The 25105-nt window shown below is 58.7% G+C and carries 24 protein-coding genes; 11 read left to right on the top strand and 13 right to left on the bottom strand.

What is annotated here, in order from left to right; translation table 11 throughout:
- Positions 1–108: 108 nt before the first annotated feature.
- From LARV_RS03050 to LARV_RS03065, 4 genes are all read right to left on the bottom strand, one after another.
- Positions 109–2439, bottom strand: a complete 2331-nt coding sequence (locus tag LARV_RS03050; protein ID WP_075072254.1) for a PEP/pyruvate-binding domain-containing protein — start codon at positions 2437–2439, stop codon at positions 109–111.
- A gap of 187 nt (positions 2440–2626) precedes the next feature.
- On the bottom strand, positions 2627–3754 hold the full coding sequence (gene dnaN / locus LARV_RS03055; protein ID WP_075072255.1) for a DNA polymerase III subunit beta: 1128 nt from the start codon (positions 3752–3754) through the stop codon (positions 2627–2629).
- A gap of 174 nt (positions 3755–3928) precedes the next feature.
- The gene (locus tag LARV_RS03060) at positions 3929–5116 is read right to left on the bottom strand and encodes a sigma-70 family RNA polymerase sigma factor (RefSeq protein ID WP_075072256.1); all 1188 of its coding nucleotides are present in this window, start codon (positions 5114–5116) and stop codon (positions 3929–3931) included.
- Positions 5117–5245: 129 nt separating this feature from the next.
- Complete coding sequence (locus tag LARV_RS03065) at positions 5246–5722, bottom strand: YceD family protein (protein ID WP_075072257.1); 477 nt, start codon at positions 5720–5722, stop codon at positions 5246–5248.
- 107 nt (positions 5723–5829) lie between these two features.
- Between LARV_RS03065 and rdgB the strand changes: the two genes are divergently transcribed.
- Positions 5830–6423 (top strand): RdgB/HAM1 family non-canonical purine NTP pyrophosphatase, encoded by a 594-nt coding sequence (rdgB, locus tag LARV_RS03070; protein WP_075072258.1) that lies wholly within the window; start codon positions 5830–5832, stop codon positions 6421–6423.
- A 152-nt stretch (positions 6424–6575) separates the two neighbouring features.
- On the opposite strand, the gene LARV_RS03075 is transcribed toward rdgB, so the two are convergent.
- Complete coding sequence (locus tag LARV_RS03075) at positions 6576–6836, bottom strand: stage V sporulation protein S (RefSeq protein WP_075075088.1); 261 nt, start codon at positions 6834–6836, stop codon at positions 6576–6578.
- Between the two features lie 758 nt (positions 6837–7594).
- Between LARV_RS03075 and LARV_RS19820 the strand changes: the two genes are divergently transcribed.
- Positions 7595–8881 (top strand): FKBP-type peptidyl-prolyl cis-trans isomerase, encoded by a 1287-nt coding sequence (locus LARV_RS19820; protein ID WP_172797770.1) that lies wholly within the window; start codon positions 7595–7597, stop codon positions 8879–8881.
- A gap of 187 nt (positions 8882–9068) precedes the next feature.
- On the opposite strand, the gene LARV_RS03090 is transcribed toward LARV_RS19820, so the two are convergent.
- From LARV_RS03090 to LARV_RS03105, 4 genes are all read right to left on the bottom strand, one after another.
- A complete protein-coding gene (locus LARV_RS03090; protein ID WP_075072259.1) occupies positions 9069–10049 on the bottom strand; it encodes a ribose-phosphate diphosphokinase in 981 nt (326 codons plus the stop codon).
- A gap of 76 nt (positions 10050–10125) precedes the next feature.
- Positions 10126–10611, bottom strand: a complete 486-nt coding sequence (locus LARV_RS03095; RefSeq protein ID WP_075072260.1) for a hypothetical protein — start codon at positions 10609–10611, stop codon at positions 10126–10128.
- A gap of 588 nt (positions 10612–11199) precedes the next feature.
- Complete coding sequence (locus LARV_RS03100; RefSeq protein ID WP_075072261.1) at positions 11200–12189, bottom strand: hypothetical protein; 990 nt, start codon at positions 12187–12189, stop codon at positions 11200–11202.
- Between the two features lie 124 nt (positions 12190–12313).
- Positions 12314–12976, bottom strand: coding sequence for a deoxynucleoside kinase (locus LARV_RS03105; RefSeq protein WP_075072262.1), 663 nt, complete (start codon positions 12974–12976; stop codon positions 12314–12316).
- A gap of 389 nt (positions 12977–13365) precedes the next feature.
- On the opposite strand from LARV_RS03105, the gene LARV_RS03110 reads away from it, so the two are divergent.
- The 5 genes from LARV_RS03110 (at position 13366) to LARV_RS03130 (ending at position 17847) form a co-directional block, all read left to right on the top strand.
- Positions 13366–14415, top strand: a complete 1050-nt coding sequence (locus LARV_RS03110) for a ScyD/ScyE family protein (protein WP_075072263.1) — start codon at positions 13366–13368, stop codon at positions 14413–14415.
- A gap of 224 nt (positions 14416–14639) precedes the next feature.
- Positions 14640–15101, top strand: coding sequence for a helix-turn-helix transcriptional regulator (locus LARV_RS03115; RefSeq protein WP_083522285.1), 462 nt, complete (start codon positions 14640–14642; stop codon positions 15099–15101).
- Between the two features lie 149 nt (positions 15102–15250).
- The gene (gene crcB / locus LARV_RS03120) at positions 15251–15652 is read left to right on the top strand and encodes a fluoride efflux transporter CrcB (protein WP_236709917.1); all 402 of its coding nucleotides are present in this window, start codon (positions 15251–15253) and stop codon (positions 15650–15652) included.
- 134 nt (positions 15653–15786) lie between these two features.
- Positions 15787–16356 carry a TetR/AcrR family transcriptional regulator gene (locus tag LARV_RS03125; RefSeq protein WP_075072266.1) on the top strand — a complete coding sequence of 190 codons (570 nt, stop codon included), beginning with the start codon at positions 15787–15789 and terminating at the stop codon, positions 16354–16356.
- Positions 16357–16476: 120 nt separating this feature from the next.
- Positions 16477–17847, top strand: coding sequence for an alpha-amylase family glycosyl hydrolase (locus LARV_RS03130; protein ID WP_075072267.1), 1371 nt, complete (start codon positions 16477–16479; stop codon positions 17845–17847).
- Between the two features lie 252 nt (positions 17848–18099).
- On the opposite strand, the gene LARV_RS03135 is transcribed toward LARV_RS03130, so the two are convergent.
- The 4 genes from LARV_RS03135 to LARV_RS03150 all read right to left on the bottom strand — a co-directional run bounded on the left by LARV_RS03135 (position 18100) and on the right by LARV_RS03150 (position 21557).
- Positions 18100–18786 (bottom strand): MgtC/SapB family protein, encoded by a 687-nt coding sequence (locus tag LARV_RS03135; RefSeq protein ID WP_075072268.1) that lies wholly within the window; start codon positions 18784–18786, stop codon positions 18100–18102.
- Positions 18787–18974: 188 nt separating this feature from the next.
- The gene (locus LARV_RS03140; protein WP_075072269.1) at positions 18975–19931 is read right to left on the bottom strand and encodes a CPBP family intramembrane glutamic endopeptidase; all 957 of its coding nucleotides are present in this window, start codon (positions 19929–19931) and stop codon (positions 18975–18977) included.
- Between the two features lie 191 nt (positions 19932–20122).
- The gene (locus LARV_RS03145) at positions 20123–21109 is read right to left on the bottom strand and encodes a slipin family protein (RefSeq protein WP_201785865.1); all 987 of its coding nucleotides are present in this window, start codon (positions 21107–21109) and stop codon (positions 20123–20125) included.
- Between the two features lie 10 nt (positions 21110–21119).
- Positions 21120–21557: a GntR family transcriptional regulator gene (locus LARV_RS03150; RefSeq protein ID WP_075072270.1), complete on the bottom strand. Its 438-nt coding sequence runs from the start codon at positions 21555–21557 to the stop codon at positions 21120–21122.
- Between the two features lie 294 nt (positions 21558–21851).
- On the opposite strand from LARV_RS03150, the gene LARV_RS03155 reads away from it, so the two are divergent.
- From LARV_RS03155 to holA, 4 genes are all read left to right on the top strand, one after another.
- Positions 21852–22526 (top strand): class I SAM-dependent methyltransferase, encoded by a 675-nt coding sequence (locus tag LARV_RS03155; RefSeq protein WP_075072271.1) that lies wholly within the window; start codon positions 21852–21854, stop codon positions 22524–22526.
- Positions 22527–22538: 12 nt separating this feature from the next.
- Positions 22539–23300, top strand: coding sequence for a glycosyltransferase family 2 protein (locus LARV_RS03160; protein WP_201785866.1), 762 nt, complete (start codon positions 22539–22541; stop codon positions 23298–23300).
- A gap of 110 nt (positions 23301–23410) precedes the next feature.
- On the top strand, positions 23411–23923 hold the full coding sequence (locus LARV_RS03165) for a DUF6391 domain-containing protein (protein ID WP_075072272.1): 513 nt from the start codon (positions 23411–23413) through the stop codon (positions 23921–23923).
- A gap of 7 nt (positions 23924–23930) precedes the next feature.
- A complete protein-coding gene (holA, locus tag LARV_RS03170; RefSeq protein WP_075072273.1) occupies positions 23931–24938 on the top strand; it encodes a DNA polymerase III subunit delta in 1008 nt (335 codons plus the stop codon).
- The last annotated feature ends 167 nt before the right edge of the window (positions 24939–25105 follow it).

Consider the following 25105-nt stretch of genomic DNA (forward strand, 5'->3'; position numbering starts at 1 on the left):
CGCTCAGGGCGCAGCCTGGCACGGACCGATCGATGCGGTCCGGATTCCCCACTGTATCCATACGCCGGCAGTGGGCAAGTTGTTCTTTCCTTCAGCATTCTACATTCATCATTCTGCCTTCACCAGATATCCCACCGCCTGGCCCTTATCCTCGTCCATCACAATGCGCAGGGTGTGCCCCGGCCGGTAATCGCCGACGCGGATCAGGCGCAGCGCGCCGCGCAGATCTTCCCTCAACTGCAACACCTCATCCAGGTGATTGGGTGTTTCCTCGAAAAAGGCAGTGTTGATGGAATTCTGCGGATCGTCCAGGTGGATGGCCAGCGGGTAGATCTGGGCTTCGAGGATATCCTGGAAGAAGTGCGTGCCCAGGGAGGGCTCGGGTGGCAGGCCGATGCCCTGCCCGGCCAGTTCGACCAGCGCGCGGGTGTGGTAAATATCGCCGTAATCGATGGGCACGCCCAGGTCGGTGTTGGTGCTGCCCCAACGGCCCGGCCCGACGCAGATGAAATTCTTGCCGTCCAACGCGGCGTTCAGACTGCCCACGGCCCGCGCCAGCAACGCCCGGTCATTGGCGGTGGGCAGCGCAAAATAACCGCTGGCCGGGACGTAGACCACGTAGTCGATCCGCTCGATCATGCCCTGCGGGACCATGAAATGGGTGTTGAAAATCACATCCTCGGCGGGCAGATTTTCGGGCAGGATCGCCTTTTCCATGCTCATCAGGTGGGCCTGCGGGCGGCACTGCAGGATGGTCAGGCTCAATTCGGGTTTGCCATTCTCCAGTTCTTTCAACGCGATGGTGAATTCCATATCCACGGGTGTGCGGTAGGAGCGTTCCAACTGCGCCAGGACCTCACGCATCAAAATCGCGAATGGAGTGCGTTTGAGCAGTTCGTCGAAGGTGAGCACCAGGCTGCTGGCGCCGCCTTCGATCACCGTGCTGTGCAGGGGCACGAAATAGCCGTCCTGGTCCAGTTGCGCCAGGTAACGCAGCGGCGGATAGTGGCCGTCGAGCACATCCACCACGGGCAGCGTTTTGAAATCGTTGTCTTCCAGATCGATCACATCCACATACTGCTGCGAATAGCGCCGGATGTTTTTGGGCTCGTTGTTGGGACGCAGGGTGGGGTGGCTGAGGGCGATCAGGCGCGGATAGTCGTTGCCCACCCGGTCGACCGCGCGCGTGCCCAGCCCCCACACCAGGCGCACAAAGCCGTCCTCGCGCCGGATTTGCGGCGTCCAGCGGTAGAGGTTGCGGCTGAAGGCCACGCCCGCGCCGTGCGGCATATAGTAGCGCCCAAAAGCCTCACCCTGGACGACCTGGATGAGCACGCCCATCCGCTCGTCGTAATCCAGCAGGCCCTTGGAACGCCGGTAGAGCAGCGCATTGGGGTTGAGGGTGGAACCGTAGATATGCGAGATCGCGCGTGTTAGCGCGCGCAGATTTTCCTGGGGGCTGGCCTGGTTGGCCAGGAAAAGGCTCTCGTATTTTCCGGCGAAGGAGGTGCCGAAGTTGTCCTCCAGCAGCGAGGAGGAACGCACGATGAGCGGAACCGGCCCGACCGTGGACAACATGGATTGAAACCGCTCCAGCAGGTCGGGAGAAAAAACGCCGGCTTCGAATTCTGCCAGGACGGCGGGAAATTCGGCGCGCATTTCGGCTTCGTTCTTGTACTTCTGATCGTTCCAGTGGCCCAGGTTGTTGACTGCCATGAAGGTGTACATTTCGTCCGAGCCGACGAAATAAGATTCGGGGATGTAGATCTGGGAGCGCAGGGTCAGATCGCTGGAATCCTTGAGGATGCGGTAGGCCAGCATCATACCAGCCGCCTTGCCGCCGATGCGCCCCGCCCCGATCTTGCGGCGGCGAATTTCCGCCAGGTCGGCGATGGTGAACCACTGTTTGGCGATGTTGATGTAGCGCAGTGAATCGCTAATCAGCGAGCGGATCAGCACCACTTTGGATTCCTGCAGGCGCGCTTCGAACTGGCTGCGCTGTTCGTAGGGCATGCGGTCGATGGTCATGGCCTGCTCGAAGACCAGTTCGATGGGCGCGAGTTCAGGATTGAGCGAGAGCGTCATTTCGCGGAGGTTGACGCCGCGTTCCTGGAGCACTTCGTTGACAATTTGCTCGAAGAGCTCGAAGGGCAGATGCTGGCTGAAGATCAGCGAAGTGAGTTGATCGCGCACGCGATTGAGGCGCATATCCCAAATTTCGGCCGGCTCTTCGCCGTAGGGGTTGACCAAGCCTTCCTGCGTTTGGGTGCGAATGGCCATGTCGCGCACCTCGGATTCGAAAGCGTGCTGCTGGATGATGCCGCGCGTAAAGAGTTCGCGGCGCATGCGGTTGTGGATGCGCGTGCTGAGGATGGGATACTGACCCAGGGTCAGGTATATGGAAAGCAGCCGTTCGGAGGAGGTGGGGGAATAAGCCATAGGGATACCTGCATTCGATAACAATAACTCAGCCGGAAAGAGCCCGCGGCGCTTTTACTGAAATAATGCGCGGCGTTCAGGCGGATGAACGAATGGAGAGCATTCTTAAAGCGCGAGGCGCAGCCGGACAATCCGTCCTTGTGCTGCGCCCGGGTGACCAAATGTTAAAGATCGAGGATGGTTTGCGTCAGCCCAAATGCATCGGCATGATGACATGCAGGAAGTTTTCGTCGCCCACGGGTTTGATCAGCGCCGGGGTGTTGCTGGCGTTGCATTCCAGCGCCACCGAAGGCGTCTTGACCACATCCAGCACCTCGCGCAGGAAGCGCACGTTGAAGGCAATGGCCATCTGCGGCCCGTCGATGGTGGCGTCCACCTGCACCTCGGCCGAACCGGTCTGTTCAGACTGGGCGGAAATTTCCACCTGGCCGGGCTGGTCGCCCTGGGGATTGATGCTCAGGCGCACCACGTTGTTGCTCTCGCGGGCGATGATTTCGGCCTGCTTGCAGGATTTGAGGAAAGCCGCCGTGGTGAGGATGGTGTGGGTCTTGAAGGAACGCGGAATGATGACTTTATAATCGGGGAAATTACCCTCGATGAGCTGCGAAACCAGTTCGGCGTCGCGGGTGTGGAAAATGACCTGACCGCGACCGCTGGGGACAGCCATGACCAGGGTCTCATCGCCGTCGGCGGCAATGCGAGCCAGTTCACTGAGCGCGCGCGCCGGAATGATGACCGAAATGGGATGCGAAGAAGCGTGGTCGAGCGCGGATTTGCGGACTGAGATGCGGAAACCATCCGTGGCGGCCAGCGAGATTTCAGCGCCGTTGACCGTAACCATCACTCCCTGCAGCACGGGGCGGGCTTCTTCGGCGGAGGCGGCAAAGGCCACCTGTTGGATCATCTCGCGAAAATCAGAAACCTTCAGTTCGATGCCATCGGACAGATCGGGAACCGGCATGGGCGGGAATTCATTGGCGTCGATGCCCTTGATATCGGTGTTGCTGCCGCCGCAGCGCACGTTGAGTGTTTGGGTGCGGGCGTTGAGCGACATTTGCACCGGGTCGGCCGGCAGCGCGCTGATCAGGTCCACGAAGGTGCGCGCCGGCACGGTGATGGAGCCTTCTTCTTGTACTTGCGCGGGAATCCAGCAGGTGATGCCGAGTTCGAGGTTGGTGGCCGAAAGGCGCAAACGGCCTTCATCGGTCGCGACCAGGACGTTGGCCAGCACGGGCAGGGTGCTGCGTGGAGAAACGGCGCGAGAAACCATGCTCAAGCCATGCGCCAGGTGTTGTTGCGAAACCGATGCTTTCATGGAATCCCATTCCCTCCCGATATTGGTATTGATGAATAATTATACACGAAAAGAAGAGCAGCGTTCTGGAGAAGAAAGCAACCGGGATCAAGAAGATGAAGAGGATAGGGAAAAAGAGGGGATGCGTAGGATAATGGAATCCCATCCCCCAGAACACTGAACTCAGAACCTCTTCTACAAATACTCGTGCAACTGGCGCGCGCGGCGCGGATGGCGCAGACGGCGCAGGGCCTTGCTCTCGATCTGGCGAATGCGTTCGCGGGTCAGGCCAAATTTCTGGCCGACTTCTTCCAGGGTATAGGTGCGCCCGTTTTCCAATCCGAAGCGCAGGCGCAGAATGCGCGCCTCGCGCGGCGGCAGGGTATCGAGCACTTCTTCCACTTTTTCGCGCAGCAGTTTGGTGTAAGCCGATTGGATGGGCGTGGGCGTGGTCTGGTCTTCGACAAACTGGCCCAGCTCTGAATCTTCTTCATCGTCGTTGATGGGGCTCTCCAGCGAGAGCGGCAGCCAGGAGACGCGCATCATCCACTCCACCTTGTTGACGGGGGTATTGAGCTGTTCGGAAATCTCCTCGGTGGTCGGTGAACGGCCCAGTTTCTGTTCCATTTCGTGGGTGGTGCGGTAGAGCTGGCGGATGCGGTCGACCATATGCACCGGCACGCGGATGGTGCGGCCCTGATCGGCGATGGAACGCGTGATGGTCTGGCGAATCCACCATGTGGCATAGGTCGAAAAACGGAAGCCGCGTTCGACTTCGTATTTTTCCACGGCTTTCATCAGGCCCAGGTTGCCCTCCTGAATCAGGTCCAGGAAAGGCACGCCGCGGCCGATATAGCGTTTGGCAATGCTGACCACCAGGCGGGTGTTGGCCTTGATAATGTGTTCACGCGCCAGGATGCCATCGTTGATCTGCTGTTCGAGCTCTTCGCGGCGTTCAGGCGGGGTTTGGCCGTTGGAACGCTGGAGGGTGTGTTTGGCACTCCGCCCGCGGTTGATACGCTGCGCCAGAGCAACCTCTTCTTCGGCGGAAAGCAACGCCACCCGCGACATTTCTTTAAGGTACAAGCCGATGGTGTCGTCACTGGACACAGGATCCAGGTCGGCAAAAGGATTCAGCTCGGGATCGAGCGGAGAATCATCCGCTAAGTCATCCAGATAGTACGGCGTTTGATCGTGGTCGATGACATCCACACCGCGCCGGCGCAGCATGAGCATAACCCCTTCCAGGTGTTCTGCATCCCGGCTGACGTCCGGATAAACTTCGATGAGGTCATCGGTCGTTAAATATCCCTGAACATCTGCTTTTTCGAGCAGCATATTGAGAATTTCGACATTCCTTACGCGCCTACCCGGATTGGCCACCCGCACCTCCTAGGTCAAAAAGGAGCCTGTTGAATCACTCAGCCGCTTTGCAGCCGCAGAAAACAGATGCAAATTGCAGGCTCTGCGAAAAAGCATGAGAAAGAATTGCAAATCCCCCAAAAAAGAAGGTCAGTCTTCGACCACCTGCGCCTGGTGAGGGCAAGTGGTTTCATTCAGGTTTGCGCCGCATTCCAGACACAAGCCGCGGCAGTCGGGGCGGCAAATCGGTTTGATGGGTACCTCCAGCAGCAGATATTCGCGAACTAATGGAGCCAGATCGATATTGCCATTTTCGGGAAGGACAAGCCCTGAATCGGTGGCCTGATCCGACCTGAACGCAAACAATTCCTGAAATTGAGCATGGATCGGCTGCTTGAATTCGGTCAGGCAGCGCACACACTCAACGGTTGAAACCGTCTGAAAGTCCCCCTCGACCAATATGCCCTGTCCGGTTTTTGAAACCCGCGCTGTTCCCGAAAATTCGCTTGCCGGAAGATCGTCCCAAAGATCCAACTGCTCGAACTCGAAGGGAATTTCACGATACGTCCCGACCGGCTGATTGATTAAGAAGCCAACATTAAATCGTAATGGATAGCGAAGGTTCACAATTGTTTTACCAGAGATGGGTATAATTTATACAAGATAAATTATAGCAAGCTGAAAGAGTCTAGTCAAGTTATTATGATTAAATTGATAATAATGGAGTTTATTGGATGAAACGCCTGTTGATCGCCACCACCAACCCCGGAAAACTGGTCGAATTCCGCGATCTGCTGGGCGATCTGGCGGTGGAGCTGGTGCTGCCGGAGCGCGATCTGCAGGTGGTGGAAAACGGCCGCAGTTATGCCGAAAATGCTGCCCTGAAAGCGCACGCTTATGCCGCCGCCAGCGGCCTGACCGCGCTGGCGGACGATTCGGGCCTGGAAGTGGACGCGCTCGACGGCGCGCCGGGGCTTTATTCGGCGCGCTATTCGCCGGATGAGAACGCCAGCGACGCGGATCGCCGGGCCTTGCTGCTGGCGAATTTGCAGGCCAAACCCCGGCCCTGGACGGCTCACTTTCACTGCACCCTGGCGGTTGCCCAACCGGACGGTTCGGTGCACTACACACAGGGAAACGTTTACGGTGAAATCCTGCCGGAAGAGCGTGGAAACAACGGTTTTGGTTACGATCCGCTGTTCCTGTTGCCTGAGCTGGGCCGCACGATGGCCGAATTGACGCGGGAAGAGAAAAACACGCTCAGCCACCGGGCGCTGGCGGTGCACGCTGCGCAGCCTTACCTGCAGGAATTATTACGTTTGAGGTGACGCGTCCGGCGGACAATCCCAAAATGCCGGTGTTTCATTCCCCCGGGTGAATTTTGTCAACGAACAAGGCTGCTTTACGGCAGCCTTGTTGGTAACAAGCCCGTTGAGGTCGCTGGATGGTCGGGGATCCGTTCGCGATATGCCAGAATGGGTCAGCGTGGTTCGACGATCAGTTTGATTGCCGTGCGAGTCTTGCCATCGATTTCCACGTCGACGAATTCCGGCATGCAGACCACGGGGATGCCGTCCTCGGCCAGATAGCCCTTGGCCAGAACCAGCGCCTTGACGGCCTGATTCACCGCACCGGCCCCGATGGCCTGCACTTCAGCGCGTTTGTGCTCACGAACGACCCCGGCGATTGCCCCCGCTACAGCGGCAGTGCGGGAGTTTGCTTTGACCTTGATGATGTCCATTGAATGCCCTCCCTTCAGGGTATACAGTACATAGTCGGCAATCTTCAATTCCAGGGGGCCAAGATTCAATCTGCCAAAACAGATAATCTTGATGTAAAAATTGTACAAGAAACTTGGTGGAAAAACAAGAATCTATTTCTTAACTCTTTTATAGAAAGAATAGGTTTTAGTAGTTAATAGTAGGGGGTGTGGATATGTGGATAAAGTCACTTTGAAGCGTGATTCTTCCCATATGCGGGGGTATGCCTTCGCGACTTCCCGTATCTGGCGATTTTTGACGAAATGGAGGCTTTGATAACTGTGTGGATAAATCCGCATCGATTCCTTCCTCTTTTTCAGTCCCCGGCCATTTTCAAACCCCAACTGCTTATTCGCGGGTAGAACAGGCGTACCCCCCATATATGGGGGTCGAACCTTTTCGTCTGGCCGGTTTTTCTTCCCCAAACCTGCGGAGTTATCCACAGGCGAATCGAGTTCTCCACAGTTTTCCCCAGGTTATCCACAGTTTTGGAGGGAAAAATGGATATCCTGCGGAAAAATCTTTTGCGCATAGGAATAAATGAATGCGTATATGTGGGGGCATGCAGGAGGGTGAATTATTAATTTCGGTGAGAGAAAGCGACCAATTTTTTAATCTTCACCAAATCTGAATAATTTTACGATAAACTTGGATAGGTTTTGGTATGAATCACGCGACGGGATCGATTCATCGCCGTCCCGCGCGAAAACCCATTTTTACGATGCAAGTGGAGAAAAACATGAAGTCCAATAAGAAAGGGCTTTCGCTTGCCCTGGCGTTAGCTGCGCTGACCATTCTTTCCCTGGTGCTGGCGGGCTGCCAATCCAGTTCCAGCGCGACGGCCACTGCGACCCCGGCTGTGACGGCAACTGCCGCGCCCACCGAGGCCGCAACGGCGGCGCCCACGCAGGAACCGATCGTGCTGAAAGGCGCCACGACCACGGACAGCGGTTTGCAGTACCTGGAAGAGGTGGCGGGCACCGGCGCGAAACCGCAGGCCGGCGAGCTGATTACCATGAATTACATCGCCACCCTGCCGGACGGAACAGAACTCGGCAACACCTACACGGACGGCAAAAGCGTGACCGTTTTGTGGGGCAAGGGACTGCTGCTGCCCGGTTGGGAAGAAGGCATTGGCCTGATGAAGGTCGGCACCAAGGCAAAGATGGTCCTGCCGCCCGATCTGGCGTATGGTGAAAGCGGTTACGGAAGTTTTATCCCGGCCAATTCGCAGATCGTCCTCGAAGTGGAATTGGTCTCGACCGAAAAGCCGCCAGAGCCAACCGCCGTGACGGATGACAAACTGACCACCAGCTCCACCGGCCTGAAATATTACGATCTTGCCGTCGGCGACGGTGAAGAGGCGATCAAAGGCGCCTCCGTGACCACGCATTATACGCTGTGGGTGAAGACGGATACGGGCTACGATTACATCGATTCTTCGTTGAACGATTCGCCGCTGGATTTCACCGTTGGCCTGCTGGATACCGTTTTCAAGGGCTGGGATGAAGGCGTCACCGGCATGAAGGTGGGCGGTAAACGCTACCTGGTGATTCCCCCGGATCTGGGCATGGGCGACCAGGCGAACGGGATCATCCCCGCCAATTCGACGCTGGTGATGGAAATCCAACTCACCAAGGTGGTTTTGCCGCAGGTGATGACTCCGGTGGATTCGAAAGATTACACCATCACCGCGACCGGGCTGAAATATTATGACATCGTAACCGGCACCGGCGCCGCAGCCGAAACCGGCAAGACCCTGGTGGTCAATTACACCGGTTGGTTGGAAGACGGCACGCAGTTCGATTCCTCGTATACCTCCGGGTCGACCTTCAGCTTCCAACTGGGAGCGGGCAAGGTCATCTCCGGCTGGGAAGAAGGCCTGGTGGGCATGAAGGTGGGCGGCAAGCGCCAGCTGGTCATCCCGGCCAGCCTGGGCTACGGCGACAGCGCCGTGGGCAGCATCCCGGCCAATTCGACCCTGATCTTCGAAGTCGAACTGGTCGATGTTCAGGACACGAAATAAGGAAGAAACAGGGATCAAGAGGATAAACAGGATCACCGAAATTCGGTCAAACTGTTGATATCCGGATGAACAGACAACCCTTGAAGGTCAGAATGACTTTCAAGGGTTGTTTTTTTCCCCGAATCGGGTGGACGGCGGAGTGAAGCGGACAAACCGAAAAGGTCGTCGCTTTTTACAACAAGTTCAGCTACGAATTTTCGTTGAATACGAACAGATCGCCCAACGATTGGCGCAGTGAATTGCGCCGGATAGCCTCGCCAAAGATGGGCGCCGTGGACAGAATGTGCAATTTGGGGGTGCGTTTTTCTTCAGGAATGTTGACCGTGTCGGTGGTGATGATTTCGGTGATTTCGGGGACGGCCGACAGGCGTTCCAACCCGCCGTGGGTAAAAACGCCGTGCGTGCAGGCCACCCAGATTTCCTGGATGCCCTTTTCGACCAGCAGTTTGCTCACTTCCACCACCGAGCCGCCGGTGGCAATCTCATCATCGTATACCAGGGCGCGCTTCTTGCCGGTCAGGTCGCCCACGAAGCCGGTCAGTTGCACCTGGGTATCGGAAAGACGCTCCTTGATGCCGGCGGCCATGGGCAAATTCATGTCTTTCGCAAAGCGGGTGGTTTGTTTCGCCTGCCCCAAATCCGGGGTCACGATGACCGTGTCGCTGAGATCGCGCTGGGCAAAATACTCGTGCATGACCTTGCGGCTGCTCAGCGGGTCGATTGGGACGCTGAAGAAACCGTGCACCTGAGGAGAGTGCAGCATCATGGTCATGACGTGCGTGGCGCCGGCGGTTTGCATCAGGTCGGCAATCAGGCGCGCGGTGATCGATATGCGGGGCGCATCCTTCTTATCCGAGCGGGCAAAGGAGAAATAGGGGATGATGGCGTGCACTTCGGTGGCCGCGGCGCTGCGGGCGGCATCCAGCATGATCAGCAGTTCGACCAGGTAATCGTTGACCGGCGAAAAAAGGGATTGGACGATGAAAACCTTACGCGAGCGCACGCTGGCCCCGAGTTGGATATACAAATTATCGTTGCTGAAGCGGCGGATTCGGGTCGGATCCAGGGGAACGCCCAGATAGGCGGCGATGCCGGCTGCCAGTTGCGGGTGAGAACTGCCGCTAAAGATGCGCACTTCATCGGGATTGATTCTGGCCTGGTTTTCCATGAAATCTCCTTTTTATGTGTGCAGATCACGGATCTTCGATTTCCGGCGCGGCCCCCGGGGGGCGGTCACGCCGAATTCAGGGCTGAGCGACAACCTTGATCGTAACCTCGAAATCACCATTTTGCAGGCTGCACTGCCCGGGTTGGACGCCTTCATAGCGGACCACATAATATTGGGGTGGAACGCTCTCGACGTTGGTGATGCCTCCCAGTGCATCCGCGGGCTGGCAGTGAAGCACGAGGTTCGCCAGCGGATATTGCGCCGCGTCGAGGACGACGGATATTCTCGAGGTAATCCCAATCTCGAACGTTTGGCCGTTATCTGCGGCGGTAATTTCGCCCGTCGCCGGCGTCCAGTTCGTCCAATCGAGGGTCGGGTAGGATTCGACCGCATTGGGCGGGATCGGGTTGGCGGTCAATTCGGCCGCCTGGGTGAATTTGGCGGATACCACGGCCGTTCCGGTCGCCAGATCGGGGGGCAGCGGGCTGGCGGAGCGCGGCGAGCAGGCGGCCAATAAGCCGATCGCCAGGCCGAGCCATCCGATCCGAATTGATTTTCGCATCCTGGTTTTCCTTTTACTAAAAACTACCTATCCATTATGGCATAAATTGTTCGATTTTTTGGAAAACCTATTCCCGGTTATGCGGTTGGCGCGAAGATTACGGTTGGGGGATTTTCGTAGGTCGGGTTGGAGGGGGATGAATGACGACGGCCGAGATTTGACCCATGGTTCGCCCCGCAAACCTGACGTTACGAGCCGCGGCATGAAAGTCAGTTTTCCGGGAGAGCATGGGACCCATGGCGGCACGAACCTACCACCCCCTGCGAACCGACCTACGCGGGAACCTGGGTCCAATGGCGGCGCGTGCCAACCCACCCTGCGAACCGACCTGGGTTTGCCCCGCAAACCCGACGTTACGAGCCGCGGCATGAAAGTCGGTTCTCCGGGGGAGCATGGGACCCATGACGGCAGGCACCCACCACCCCCTGCGAACCGACCTACGCAGGAACCTTGGCCCAATGGCGGCATGGACCCATCACCCCCTGCGAACCGACATACGCGGGACTTGGGGCCGATGCGACATATGCCGGCCGCCCCCTGCGAGCGGACCTGCGCAGGGAACCCGGAAACCATTATTGGATCAACAGGTTATATGCCGTTGGCCCGAATGTATTCGTCCTGGGCTTCTTCGACGCCGTCCAGGTAGCCATCCAGCCCGGCCAGGCGGCGCTCGAAGTGGGCTTCATCCAGCTCCAGCGCGCGGCAGGCGTCCTTCCAGCCGGCGTCCGGCGCACCGGCCAGCACGGCCAGCGTCCAGGTGCGCAGCAGGATCCATAACGCCGCGGCGGGCTGATCTTCGCGCAGGGCATCGACGGCGCGTTCGTAATACAGGCGGCGGGCGGTGTGCAGGCGAGCCGGGGCCTCCGGAAGCGCGGCCGCGGCCGTCAGGGTGGATTGCCAGGCGGCGTTCAGTTCGGTCCATCGACCGGCGTCGAGCGGCTCGGACGGGGTGAAAAGATCCGCCAGGCCGTCCGCCAGGCCGGGACGCCCGATGGCGCTGGCGCGTTCGGGCAGATTGAGCATGAAACGGCGTTCGGTGAGCGGCGAGCCGCTCAGGCAGGCCACGGCATTGCCGGCCTGCTCGATCACTTTCAGGTAAGCGCGCAGGGTCTGGGGCGTTTCGGCGGCGCCTTCCAGGGCAAGCCAGCCCTGCCGGGCGCTTTCGGCCAGCGGGCGGGCGCGTTGGATGACGTTTTCGGGTTCGTTGAACTGGGCGGCGGCCGAAGCCTGGGTGAATTCGAACCAGTGGGCCACGTCGTAAAGCTGCAGCGGGTCTTCGGCCAGGAACGAGCCGATCCAGGCATCCGTGCGCAGCAGGCGCGGGCGCTGATAGAGGTGCTGCGAATAATGGGCGATGTCCAGGCTGACCTCGTCGGTCAGGCGCACCACCTCGCGTTCAATAGCCGGTTGGTTGCTGTGCACGATGATCAGATCGATATCGGTGGCGCCGCCGAGCAGGGGTTGCTCGGTGGTCAGCGATCCGGTCAGATAGATGCACAAAATATCGCGGCTGGCGCGAGCGCGCTGCGCAGCGGTATCACGGGCGGTTTTGAGCAGAGTCTCACGGGTGATGCGCATGGATGGTTCCGTACCTCGTAAATCATTATAGCAGGGAAGCGGCAAGAGATGAGTTCTGGGTTCTGTGGGATGTGGAAGACACGCATCAAAGAAGGGTTGACTTCCCTGCCACAGAACGCATTCCTCATCCCTCCGAACTTCCTTCGCCGTGATTTGGCAAGGGCAGCTCGGGCTGGAAGGGCGGCAACTGCAGGGACTGGCGAATGCGATTCTCCACCCAGGCCAGGTCCTCGGGGTGGCGAACGAAATCGATCTGGTTGGCATCCAGCACCAGAACCGGCGCGCGGCGCGATTCGCCGAGGAAGGCCCTGTCGTAGGCGCGATTGAGCAGATCGATGTAATCGGGATCCATCTGGCGTTCATACGGACGGTCGCGCATGGCGATGCGCTGCATCAATGTGGCCGTGCTGGCGCGCAGGTAAACCACCAGGTTGGGGGCCGGAATCTTCTCGGCCAGGGCCTCATGAACGCGGTAATACATTTCCAGCTCATCACCCTGCAGGTTGATGCTGGCGAATAGCGAATCTTTCTCGAAGGTATAGTCGCTGATCAGGTGCTGGCCGCTGGCAACCATGGCCGGCGCATTGCTGTTTTGCTGGTGATAACGCGAGAGCAGGAAGAAGATCTGCGTCTGGAAGGCGTAGCGCGCCCGGTCGGCGTAGAAACTGGAAAGGAACGGGTTTTCTTCGAAGACTTCCAGCAGCAGATTGGCCTGGAAAGACGGCTGTAACATGCGGGCGAGCGTCGTTTTACCCACCCCAATGACGCCTTCGATTGCAAAATACATGGTCGCTCCGTCGAGAAATCCCTAAAAGGGAAAATTTGACCTAAATATACCACAGGAAGCGGGGAGGAAAATGATTGCCGAACGGGGGAAATGCCGCAGAAATCCGAACTTAAGGTAGGAGTGCGCCGGCCCACTGAAAAATCCCGAATGCGTCCGTCAATTTACGCGCCCCCTAAATCCTTAAGAAATCCATGGATTGACTTGTTCGAATCGCCCGGTATACTAATGCATACACAAAGATGATAAATAGCATTTATATTGTCATAATATATGCGACGCGCGGACACACAGGATCGCTGAATAGGTCGAACGGCCTGCCCACGATCGGGCAGGCTTTGGCGGCTTGGCCGCTTTTTATCCGATTTATTTGTAGAAAGGGAGTTTGAGCGATGATCCATCCGACCCAAGTATTTTTCCAACGCGCCTTTATCCTGTTCCTGCTGGTGGGCCTGTTCCTGGTTCCAACCGGGATGGCGGCAGCTTCCGGCCCGGTGGCGGCTTATACCTTTGCCGGGCCGATTTTCGGCCTGTCGGCCACGCCGGATAACAGTTTGCTGGTGGCCGACGCTGGCGCCGGGGTCGTGAGCCTGCGCAACGGCAAAGGATCGTTGGTAGCCGCCCTGCCCGGAGTGAGCGATGTGGCTTCCATCGGCCGCGGCGACCTGTTTGCCATCACCAGCAAAGGCGATGAAAAATTGTACCGGATATCGAACGGGGCGACCCGCATGGTCGCCGACCTGGGCGCATACGAAGCTGCCAAGGATCCGGACGGCGCCGGCGTCGACTCGAACCCGTTCGACGTGCAAGCGTTGACCGGCGGCCAGGCCCTGGTGGCGGATGCCGGCGGCAACGATCTGTTGATCGTGGACGCCCAGGGCAACATCGACTGGGTGGCGACGCTGCCCGAACAGCTCGTTTCGACCACCAACGCCAAGACGCTGGCGGGCTGCCCGAACGCCCCGGCCGAGATCGCCTTTGTGTGTGGACTGCCGCCCATGATGCCGGCCCAGGCGGTGGCCACCAGCGTGGCGATCGGCCCGGATGGCGCTTACTACATGGGTGAATTGAAGGGCATCCCGGGCGCTTTGAATTCCTCGCGGGTGTGGCGCATCGAGCCCGGCACCCGGCACGCCCAATGTGGCAGCAGCCCGGCCTGCAGCGTGGTGGCGGATGGGTTCACCTCGATTGTGGACCTGGCCTTTGGGCCGGACGGGACACTGTACGTGACCGAGTTCGATGAGGCCAGCTTCCTGGCGGTGGAATTGGGCGGCGCGATGATGCAGGGCGGCACGGTGAATGCCTGCGACCTTTCGGGCAATTGCTCGGTGCTGGCCGGCGGGTTGAGCATGCCGATCGGCGTGACGGTGGATAAGACCGGCCAGGTTTACGCCGCGATCCAGAACCTGACCCCAAATGCCCAGGTGGTGACGCTGCCATAGACGAAAGCGAGGCCTAATCCCGTCAGCCGGGAGAACGATCCGTCGAATTTCAAAAATCGGAATCACTGGGGGATAACAAGCCGTGAGCGATGTCCAATCCGTCGCCCACGGCTTACCGTTCCTGTCTTGAATATTCGATCATTCCCCTCTTGACAAGGTTGATAAAAATATGCATAATAATCATAGAACAATATTTCTAATTTAGAACACTCACTCCGATCTCCATGACACACATAATCTTTCTTCCTGACGATCACACCCTGTTGCAACTCGAGGCCGCGGAAACGACCGAGGAATTGCTCGCATCCATCGGCAGTGGGCGCTGGCGGCCGCCGGAACCGTACGCCTCGATCTTCAGTGCGAACTTCCAGGGCAATCCCTTTTGCGCGGTGCGCCAGGGCAGCCTGGTGGTGGTGATGCTTTCGCGGACGGCTGCGGCGGCGATCGGGCTTGGGCCGGATCTACCGGACGCCGGGAACCGGCCGGCCTTCAGTCCGCGGCAGATGGAAGTGCTGCACGGGCTGGCGGAAGGCCAGACCACGCGCCAGATTGCCGCCCGTCTGGGCCTGACGCCGCGCATGGTGCAGTACCACGTCAGCGAGATCAAACGCCACCTGGGGGCGCGCAGCCGGGCGCAGTCGGTCAGCCGCGCCCAGGCGCTGGGCATGGTGCGAAGGAAGGTGTGAGGGAGGAGATGAGTGATGAGTTATGCGGAAAAAGCTCTTCCGCATAACTCATCACTCAGAACTCATCACCCAGAATTTATCATTCAGAACTCATCGCTCGGCCCCGCTCACTTCTGGTACAATAGCCCCCTGTTATGGAGAAATTACTATTGATTTCTAGCGGGGCGGTGCTGGGCGCCAACCTGCGCTATTGGGTGGGCGATTGGGCGGCGCAGAAATGGGGCGCGGCTTTTCCATACGGCACGCTGGTGATCAACGTGTCCGGCAGCCTGGTGATCGGTTTTCTCTTGACGCTGATCGCCGAACGAGTGGTGGTCGATCCACGCTGGCGGTTGTTCCTGGTGGTGGGCTTTCTGGGCGCTTATACTACGTTCTCGACCTATATGTTCGACAGCTTCAGCCTGATCGAAAAAGGCCAATGGCTGCCCGGAATGATGAATCTATTCGGCAGTTCGGCGCTGGGCATTCTGGCCGTTGGCGCGGGCGTTTTCCTGGGCAAGCTGGCGGTCGTGCAGGTGGAATGGCTGGCGCGCGTGATGAATGCGGGATAATCAGGATGTTCTGAGTTATGCGTTGATGCGTTCTGAGGGAAAAGACTCCAGGGATCTTCCTCAGAACTCATTCCTCATCACTCTCCACTTCTTTTCCCTTGACAGTGATTATACCGATCGGTATAATGTGTGGCATGGATAATCAGTCGATCCTCTTGCAGGTGGCGCTGGAGCTGTTTGCGGCGCGGGGGTACGACGGCGTGGGCGTGCAGGAAATCGCCGAAGCGGCCGGCGTGACCAAGCCGACGCTGTATCACTACTTTGGCAGCAAAGCCGGGCTGCTGACCGCGCTGCTGGACGAGCAGCACGAACCCCTCAACCGGGCGGTGGCCGGCGCGGCCGGGTATCACGGCGACCTGCCGGGGGCGCTGGAAGCGCTGGCGCGGGCTTACTTCGACTTTGCCCGAGCCCATCCGGCCTTCTACCGCATGCAACTGGGCATGTACTTTGCCCCGCGCGAGAGCGAGGCCTGGCAGCAGGTGGCCGGGCGCAACGAGCAGCAGTACCAGGCTGTGGCGCACCTGTTTGCGTCCGCCGTAGGCGATCACGGCAACCTGTCCGGACGGCAGGAATTATTCGCGGCAATTTTCATCGGCTCGCTGAACAACTGCATCGCGTTGTGGCTCAACGGACGGGTCGATTTGAACGACGAACTGGTCTACCGCGTGGTGCGGCAGTTCCAGTATGGGATCTATAGCGGTTAGGAAGTTCTGAGTGCTGGGTGAGGAGTTCTGAGGAAGAGCGGCCAACAGCCTTTCCTCATCTCTCAGATCGCATTCCATTTGTATACCTACCGGTATGTAACTATCTGAGGAGACCTGACAATGAAATCCCATTGGACGAATTCGGCGATCTTTTATCACATCTACCCGCTGGGGCTGTGCGGCGCGCCGCGGCGCAACGATTTTTCGGCCGGGCCGGTCGCGCGCCTGGAACAACTCTATCCCTGGCTGGACCACATCCAATCCCTGGGCGCAAACGCGCTCTATCTGGGACCGCTCTTCGAATCCACGGCCCACGGTTACGACACGGCCGATTACTACCAGGTCGACCGGCGCCTGGGCACGAATGAGACCCTGGCGGCCCTGGCGCGCGAGCTTCACCGGCGTGGCTTGCGCCTGGTGCTGGACGGCGTGTTCAACCACGTCGGGCGGGATTTCTGGGCGTTTCGGGACGTGCAGGCCAATGGTCAGGGCTCAGCCTATGCCGGTTGGTTCAAAGGGCTGGATTTCGGTAAACGCAGCCCGTACGGGGATGCTTTCGCCTACGATGGCTGGAGCGGCAATTTCGACCTGGTGCGCCTGGATGGCGACCATCCGGACGTGCGGCGTCATTTGCTGGACGCCGTGACGCAGTGGACGGAGCAGTTCGGCATCGATGGCCTGCGCCTGGACGCCGCCGACCAGCTCAGCGACGGCTTCCTGGAGGCACTGGGAGCGCACTGCCGTGGGCTGCGCAGCGACTTTTGGCTGATGGGCGAGATCGTCTTTGGCGATTACCGGCGCCTGCTGGGGCCCGGACGCTGCGATTCGGTCACCAATTACGAGGCTTACAAGGGCCTGTATTCGAGCCTGAACGACCACAATTATTTCGAAATCGCCTACGCGCTCAAGCGCCAGTTTGGCGAGCAGGGAATTTACCGCGGTTTCGGGCTGTATAACTTCGCTGACAATCACGATGTCGACCGGGTGGCCAGCCGCCTGAAGGATGCGGCGCACCTCTACCCGCTGTACGCGCTGCTGTTCAGCATGCCGGGCATCCCTTCCGTTTATTACGGCAGTGAATGGGGACTGCCCGGCGCGCGGACGCCGCACAGCGATGCGGCCCTTCGCCCGGCGCTGGACCTGGCCCGGGCAGCCCAACCGGCGCCCCAGCCGGACCTTCCGGCGGCTTTGCGAAAGCTGGCGGCTGTGCGCGGCGCATCGCCGGCCCTGCAGCGCGGAGATTACCACGAATTGTATGTCAGCGCCGGGCAGTTGGCCTTCGAACGCGCGCTGCCCGGCGAGCGGGTCATCGTGGCGCTGAACGCCTCCCCTGAACCGATCGCGATCGATATGCCGATCCCCGAACCGGATGCCCGCCTGGTGGATCTACTCAACCCGGGCGAGGAATTCGCGTTAAGGAATGGAAAGGCCCGGGTGGAAATACCGCCGACCTGGGGAAGAATAATGAGAATGCTGAATGATGAATGCTGAATGCTGAATGAAAGAAGTGATGAGCGATGAGATCTGAGGGGATGTGATGAGTGATGAGTTATTAGGGGAAGTGATGCGTGAAGCGTTTTGAGGGGATGTGGAAGAATTTAAACGAGAAACTTATTTTTCCTCATAACTCATTGCCCCAGAACTCATTCCTCAGAACATTCTTTCGAAAACTACTAAAAGCTAATCGCTAATTGCTAATCGCCAATCGCTAAAAGCTAATCGCCAATTGCTAAAAGCCAACCGCTAACCCTGCGGCGTCGGTTCGCCCAGTTGATAGGTATGCACGCCGGGCAGTCCGGAGAGGGCCTGCATGAGGGGTTCGATGGGAATTTCCGTCGAAAACGTGACCATCACGCGCAGGGTGACCGTGCCTTTTTTCAAATTCTTGCTCACGAACAGGTTTGACATTTCCATCTTGTTGTGTTTGAGCAAAGAACGCAGATCGTCGATGTTGAGCATGCCTTCCTTGCCGGTGACCATCAACGGGATCGTCATTCTGGCATGGATCAGGTATTTTTCGACGATATCCAGCAGCCAGAGGATCACCAGCAGGAAGATCGTGGTGAACGCACCGACCAGGTATTGGCCCGCGCCGACCGCCAGCCCGACGATTGCCAGCGTCCAAAGCGAGGTGGCGGTGGTGAGGCCGCGAATGCTGGTCCCATAGCGCAAAATGGCGCCTGCGCCGAGAAAGCCAATGCCTGAAACCACCTGCGCGGCCAGGCGAGCCGGGTCGCCGCCGGAAACTGGGCGAAACGCGAGCGCCAGGTTGATCGAGAGCGTCATTGCCAGGGTGGCACCAACCGCCAGAATCATATGGGTACGCAAACCGGCGGTCTGACCGTGGCGTTCGCGTTCGTAACCGATCAACGCGCCCAACCCGGCCGCCAGCAGCAATCGCAGCAGGATTTCGATTTCGGTGATGATCATGGCGACCTCTTTCGAAAATTATAGCATGGGAGGGACGGGCGATGGGTTCCGGGAGTTGAGGAGTTTCGAATCATCGAACGTGGGTCATAAGCAGTGAACCGTGAAGAATGAATTGCGGGAAGGAAGCGAAACGATACGAGGTGAAATCCATCGATTTCACCTCGTCATCGCGTAATCAATATTCAATTTCAGGCTTGTGGCGTTTCAAGGGGCGCCGGCGCAGCCGTTTCAGCCGGCCGCAGGGCCCGGGAGCTGGCGAAGATCAGGATTGCCGTAACCAGCCAGGCCGCCATGCCGATGATTCCAACCGGCATCGGCCCCACCAGCGGATTGCCGGCGCCTTCGACGAGCACCAGGGCGCCCAGCGCGCTGATGCCATTCACTGCGCCGTGCCCGATGACCGCCGGCCACACGCTGCCGGCGCGCAGAGTCGCCCAGGACAGGAACGCGCTCAAACCGATGCAGACGAGAACCATCATCAGCATTCCCAGCCAGGGGAAACCGGGATAATCGAAGCCATAGTTGTGCCCCATGGCGATGATCGGCCAGTGCCAGACGCCCCAGATCACGCCCAGGAGCAGTACGGCGCGTTTGCCGCCGAGCGGCATGAGTTTTGGAAGCAGGTACGCCCGCCAGCCGAACTCCTCGCCGAAGGTGAACAGGCCGTTGAGCAGCGGCGAAATCAGGACCGCCTGAACCGTTTGGATTACGATGAGCGTGATGGCGCTCATCCCGGCGGCCGCGGGTCCGGCCTGCGCGATCATTTGATTGAGCAGCGTCAGCTTGGGGTCGAAATCCTGCGGAAAAAAGAGAAAATAGACGGCCGCGCCCAGGATGGTAAAGACCGCCGGCAGGAACCAGGTCGCCAGCCAGAACGGCCAACCGCGCCGGATATTGGGGCGCAGACCGACGTTTTTCCAGCCTTCGTGGCTGATCAGGCGGGTCAGGACATTGGCGATGGCCGGCGCGCCCATATAAACCACCGCGGTCATCACAAAAGCCAGGGTATAGGTCGAGCCAGGCACCAGCGACGGGCTGCCAACAATGCCGCCGGTCAGAGCGATGACCAATGCCCCGGCCCAGGCAATGCCGAAGGCAAAAGCCAGGAAGATGAGAATGCGTTTGGTATCCAGAGTTTGAGACATAAGTCGTGATCCTGTCGGATTTTGTGAACTGTGATTCGTGAATGGTGAATCGTGAAGAGTGAACCGATGCGAATGTTTCACGTGAAACAAATAAATGCTTCAGGGTTCAGGTTAATGTTTCACGTGAAACAGGTGTGGATGGATAAACCGTGAATTGTGACCTTCTCGTCTCACAGTTCACGGTTCACACTTCACTCCTCCCGTTTCTCCTGCGCATTCTGGGCCAGCGAGATCATGCCGCTCAGGCCGCCCAGATTCATGGTGTCGACCGCGCTGGAGGGCACGATGACCAGGGCGCCCTTTTGCTTGAGGCCTTCGAAGAGCATATTCATGGCGCGCAGGTGCAAAGCAGTGGGGTTGTCGATATAGGCCTCGGAAGCCTGCGCAAAACTGGAGGCGATTTGCTTTTCGCTTTCGCCCAGAATGATGCGCGACTGGCGTTCGCGTTCGGCCTGCGCCTGGCGGCTCATGGCGTCTTCCAGGTCCTGCGGGATGATGACGTCGCGGATCTCGACGGATTGCACGGTGATGCCCCAGGGCGTGGTGCGCTCGTCAATGATCTTCTGCAGGTCGGCGTCCATTTTGGCGCGTCCGATGAGGATATCGGCCAGGGTCATCTGTCCGATGATCTCGCGCAGGGCAGTCTGGGCCGCCCAGGCGATGGCCACCTGGTAATTCGCGACCTCCAGGGCAGCCTTTTCAGCGTCCCACACCACCCAGAAGAGCACGGCGTCCACATTGACGGGCACGGTATCGCGGGTGAGGGTCTTTTCGGCGCTGAACGGCGTAACCATCACGCGCTGGTCGACCCAGATGGAGACCGAGTCGATCAGCGGCATCAGCCAAAACAGGCCCGGACCGCGCAGGGTGTGAAATTTGCCCAGGCGCAACACCACGGCTTTTTCCCACTGCCGGGCAATGCGCAGCGAATACAGTGTGACCATGCCGGCCAGGATCAACGCGATGGATCCCGCCACCGTCCAGAAGGTGGTCGCGCCATATTCATCCATGTAGATCGAAAAACCGGTCCCCAACAGGATGAAGAGGATGCACAGAAAAAGGGCCAGGCCATTCAGGTGAGCCTCTTCCATGCTCTGCTGTCCCTTTTTCGCCGGACGCAGCGGGCTATCCGGATTGATGAGGTTGATATTCGTGTCAGTTGTCGTTTTCTTTTGCATTCTTCCTCACTTATGATCGATTCGATCGTGATTCTTCAGGTTCAGAGGGCGTCGCGCCGCTTTTCCAGTCTTCGATCTGGCGAGCTGCCTCCGCAGTCGCATCGGCAGGGGAATAGCCCAGTTGCGCCAGGTCGGTCAACCAGCGATGGGTCAACCCGGCCAGGGTGGCCTGGCGCAGCGCGGCCGACGCGCCGGGGTCAGGCTGTTCGAGGATGTACGTTCCGCGGCCCTGCTGCGTGGAAATCAGGCCCGCCTCATCCAGAATGCGGTAAGCGCGGGCCACCGTATTGAAATTGACGCGCAGTTCACTGGCCAATTGGCGCACAGTGGGCAGCTGATCGCCCGGACGCAGTAACCCGCTCCACACGCGATCCTGAATTTGCTCGACGATCTGGGTGTAGATGGGCACGCCCGAACGAAAATCCAACGCCAGCGGCGATAAGGGCATGAACACCTCCAATAATTATTGTATCATTGTATCATTGAATGAATTGTATAGCGAATGATTCGGTTTGTCAAGAGGGGATTCGAGTGGGTGAACCGTGAGGGGTGAAACGGGATCCGTTTACCGATGGATTGAAATTGGTAACTCTCGTTCAGTTTTCAGGGTTTGTTTTTCCTTTCAAAAATGGAAGACATCGAAGTGAAAGCATTCGGTATAATATGTTTGCAATTTTTACGTAATCTCTCCGTTTTCCGTCTGACTTTGATTGGCGGCGTCAAGCCCACTAGGATCGAATTCTTGTTCCCTTATGTAGACAAACATAATCCCTGGTCGAGCCATTCCATCATTGCCGGCTGGCTAAAAGAAGCCCCGGCCGGTGCGACTGTGCTTGACGTCGGGACGGCCAGCGGTACGCTGGGGCGTTTGTGCCAGGGGAAAGGATTGCAGTTCGTTGGCATCGAACCCAACCCCGAATGGGCCGAAATGGCGCGCCCGTTTTACCTGGAACTGTTCGTCGGGTCCGTGCAGTCTGCGCCGGATGAATATTTCAGCCAGGCGGGTGTGATTGTGCTGGCTGATGTGTTGGAACACCTGGCAGAACCGCAATCGGTCCTTTCCGGGATTGTCAGCCAGGCGAAAGTGGGCTGCCTTTTCATCGTATCGGTGCCGAATGTCGCCAATTTATGGGATCGAATCAGATTATTGTTTGGACATTTCGATTACACCGAGCGCGGCATTTTGGACCAAACCCACCTGCGTTTTTTTACACAGGACACACTTTTCGATTTGTTGCAAAAATCCGGTTTACGAATCCAGCGCTGCGTGGTCACGCCCGTGCCGCTCGATCTCGTGAATCCATTCTTCGAGCAAAAAGCGTTCGGCCGGCGGCTGCACCAGGCCCTGGCACAGGTGACCCGCTGGTTCCCGACGCTTCTTGGATATCAATTTGTGGTGTTGGCCATCAACGAATAAGGATGAAATCGCTTGAAAATCGAAGATGCAAAGATCGTCGTGGTCCTGCCGGCCTACAATGCTGAAAAAACATTGGAACGGACGCTGGATGAGATTCCGGCCCAATTTCGCCAGCACATCCTCCTGGTGGACGATTGTTCGAAAGATGGCACGGTGGCGCTGGCGCGCAAGCTGGGCCTGACCGTCTTCGCGCACTCCAAAAACCGGGGTTATGGCGGCAACCAGAAGACCTGCTACCGCGAAGCGTTGGCCATGGGCGCCGATATCGTGGTCATGCTGCACCCGGATCACCAGTACGACGCCCGCGTGATCCCCGACCTGGTGTATCCGCTGCTGCGCGGGGACGCGGATGCGGCCTTTGGCTCGCGCATGCTGGGCGGGCATCCCATGGAGGGCGGCATGCCGGGTTGGAAATATAACGCCAACATCTTCCTGACCGCTTTTGCCAACATTGCCTTCCGGCGCTATCTGACCGAAATCCACTCCGGCTTCCGAGCTTACACGCGCAAATACCTGGAGACGGTGCGTTTCGAAGAGAACAGCGACGATTTCGTATTCGATACCGAGATCATTGCCCAGGGCATGGCCAACAATCTGTTTTTCACCGAAGTGCCCATCGACACGCGCTATTTCCCGGAAGCTTCCTCGATCAATTTCCGCCGCTCGGTCAAGTATGGGTTTGGCGTACTCGGAACGCTCATCAAGTATGCGCTGCACCGGCGGGGAATCGTCCATCAGGCAAATTTCAATCGAAAAATATCCATCCCGGCCTGATTGCGATCGAGGCTGTCATGGCGCGCTGGATCTGATTCATAAAGGATCTGCCCGGGCCCTAAAAATGCTGTAGAATCATTCCATCCTTCGAGTTCATCCAAGGAGGTTGTATGCCAACGCTTAAAAATATCCTGGCCATTTTGCCCTTCGAGCGCATCCGCCGCCATCACGGAATCGAGCATGCCACGCTGCAGGTTCTGGCCGAGCAGAATCCGTACCGGTCGCTGGCAGGTTATTCGGACGCCGAGGGTTTTTGGGTGGTGGGTGAAGTGCCCACCGAGGAATTGCAGGCTGCGGTGGCGCAGGCCATTGCCCGCCTGATAGCGGGTGAGAAGAGGCTGGCCATTCATCCGAACTGCGGCACCAATTTCGTCGCCAGCGGCATGGTGGCCGGCAGTCTGGCCTGGCTGGCAATGCTGCCCTCCCGCGGGCGCAGGCGGTCGGAACGCTGGTCGCTGGTGGTGGTGCTTTCCACCCTGGGCCTCCTCCTCAGCCAGCCGCTGGGGCCCTGGCTGCAGGCCAATGTAACGACTTCGGCGGATGTGGGCACGCTGCATGTCCAACAGATCACGCGCTACGTGGGTTCGAACCTGCCGCTGCACCGCATCGTGCTCAAATCCTGAGGACTGAATGGATTCTCCTGCTCCCGGCGCCGAAAAGCCGTGCATTTTTCTGCTCTTCGGCGATGATACGCATGCCATGGAAAGTTTCGTGCACGGGATGATCGCGCGCATGGGCGATCCGGGCATGGCTGAATTGAATACCACCCATCTGGACGGCAAGATTGCCAGCGACGAAGACCTGCGCACGGCGGTGAGTTCGCTTCCGTTTCTGGGCGACCGGCGGCTGGTCATCCTGAACCATCCGCTGGCGCGAACCCAGGGCGCCGAAGGGAAAAAGCGTTTCCTGGCCCTGCTGGATGAAGTTCCGCCGTTCACGGCGCTGGTGCTGCTGGTGGAAGATCAGCCTTTCCGCGGCGATTGGGATACCCTGCGCGCGGGCCACTGGCTGCGCAAGTGGGTGGCAGAGGCCGGACCCCGCGCGCTGGAACGTGTTTGCGGGCTGCCCACGCCGGGCGACATGCCGGGTTGGATTCAAAAGGAAGTGCGCAAACAGGGCGGTACGATTTCTCCCGAGGCGGCCCGTGCGTTGGCTGCCGCTGTGGAAACAAATACCGAACTGGCCACGCAGGAGATCACCAAACTGCTGACCTACGTCGACGGAAAGCGCGCGGTGGAGGCCGAGGACGTGGACCTGCTGTGCGCGCCGATGGGCCAGGGCAATATTTTCGACCTGGTGGACGCCGCCGCCGAGGGCCGCACCGCCAACGCGCTGCGCGAACTGCACACCCTGCTTGAATTTCAAGATCCGCTGCTGGTGTTCGGCATGCTCACCCGCCAGTACCGGCTGCTCATCCAGGCACGCGAGATCCTGGACGCAGGCGGCGGCGCGGGGGAAATCGCGCGCGAGATGAACCAGCGGGATTTCGTGGCCAACAAACTCGTCCGGCAGGCACGCCGTTTTTCGATGAACGACCTGAAAGCCGTCTACCATCGTTTGTTGCAGCTTGACGAAGATTCCAAATCCGGGCAGAACGATTTGATGACCGGGCTGGATATCTTCGTGGCCGGAGCCTGACTTTCAAAGCTGTAAGGCCAGGCTGGCACCCGGCTTGCAACCATATCCTCTTACAATTAACAAATCGATGCGCGTTTGCCCCGGGCAGGCGCGCAGATCTGCCCCTTGAATGGATCGATTCGGGCGGCGCCAGGGAACCATCCCTGGAGGATTCCGACGGGATAGGG

It is taken from the genome of Longilinea arvoryzae (genome assembly GCF_001050235.1).
Taxonomy (GTDB): domain Bacteria; phylum Chloroflexota; class Anaerolineae; order Anaerolineales; family Anaerolineaceae; genus Longilinea; species Longilinea arvoryzae.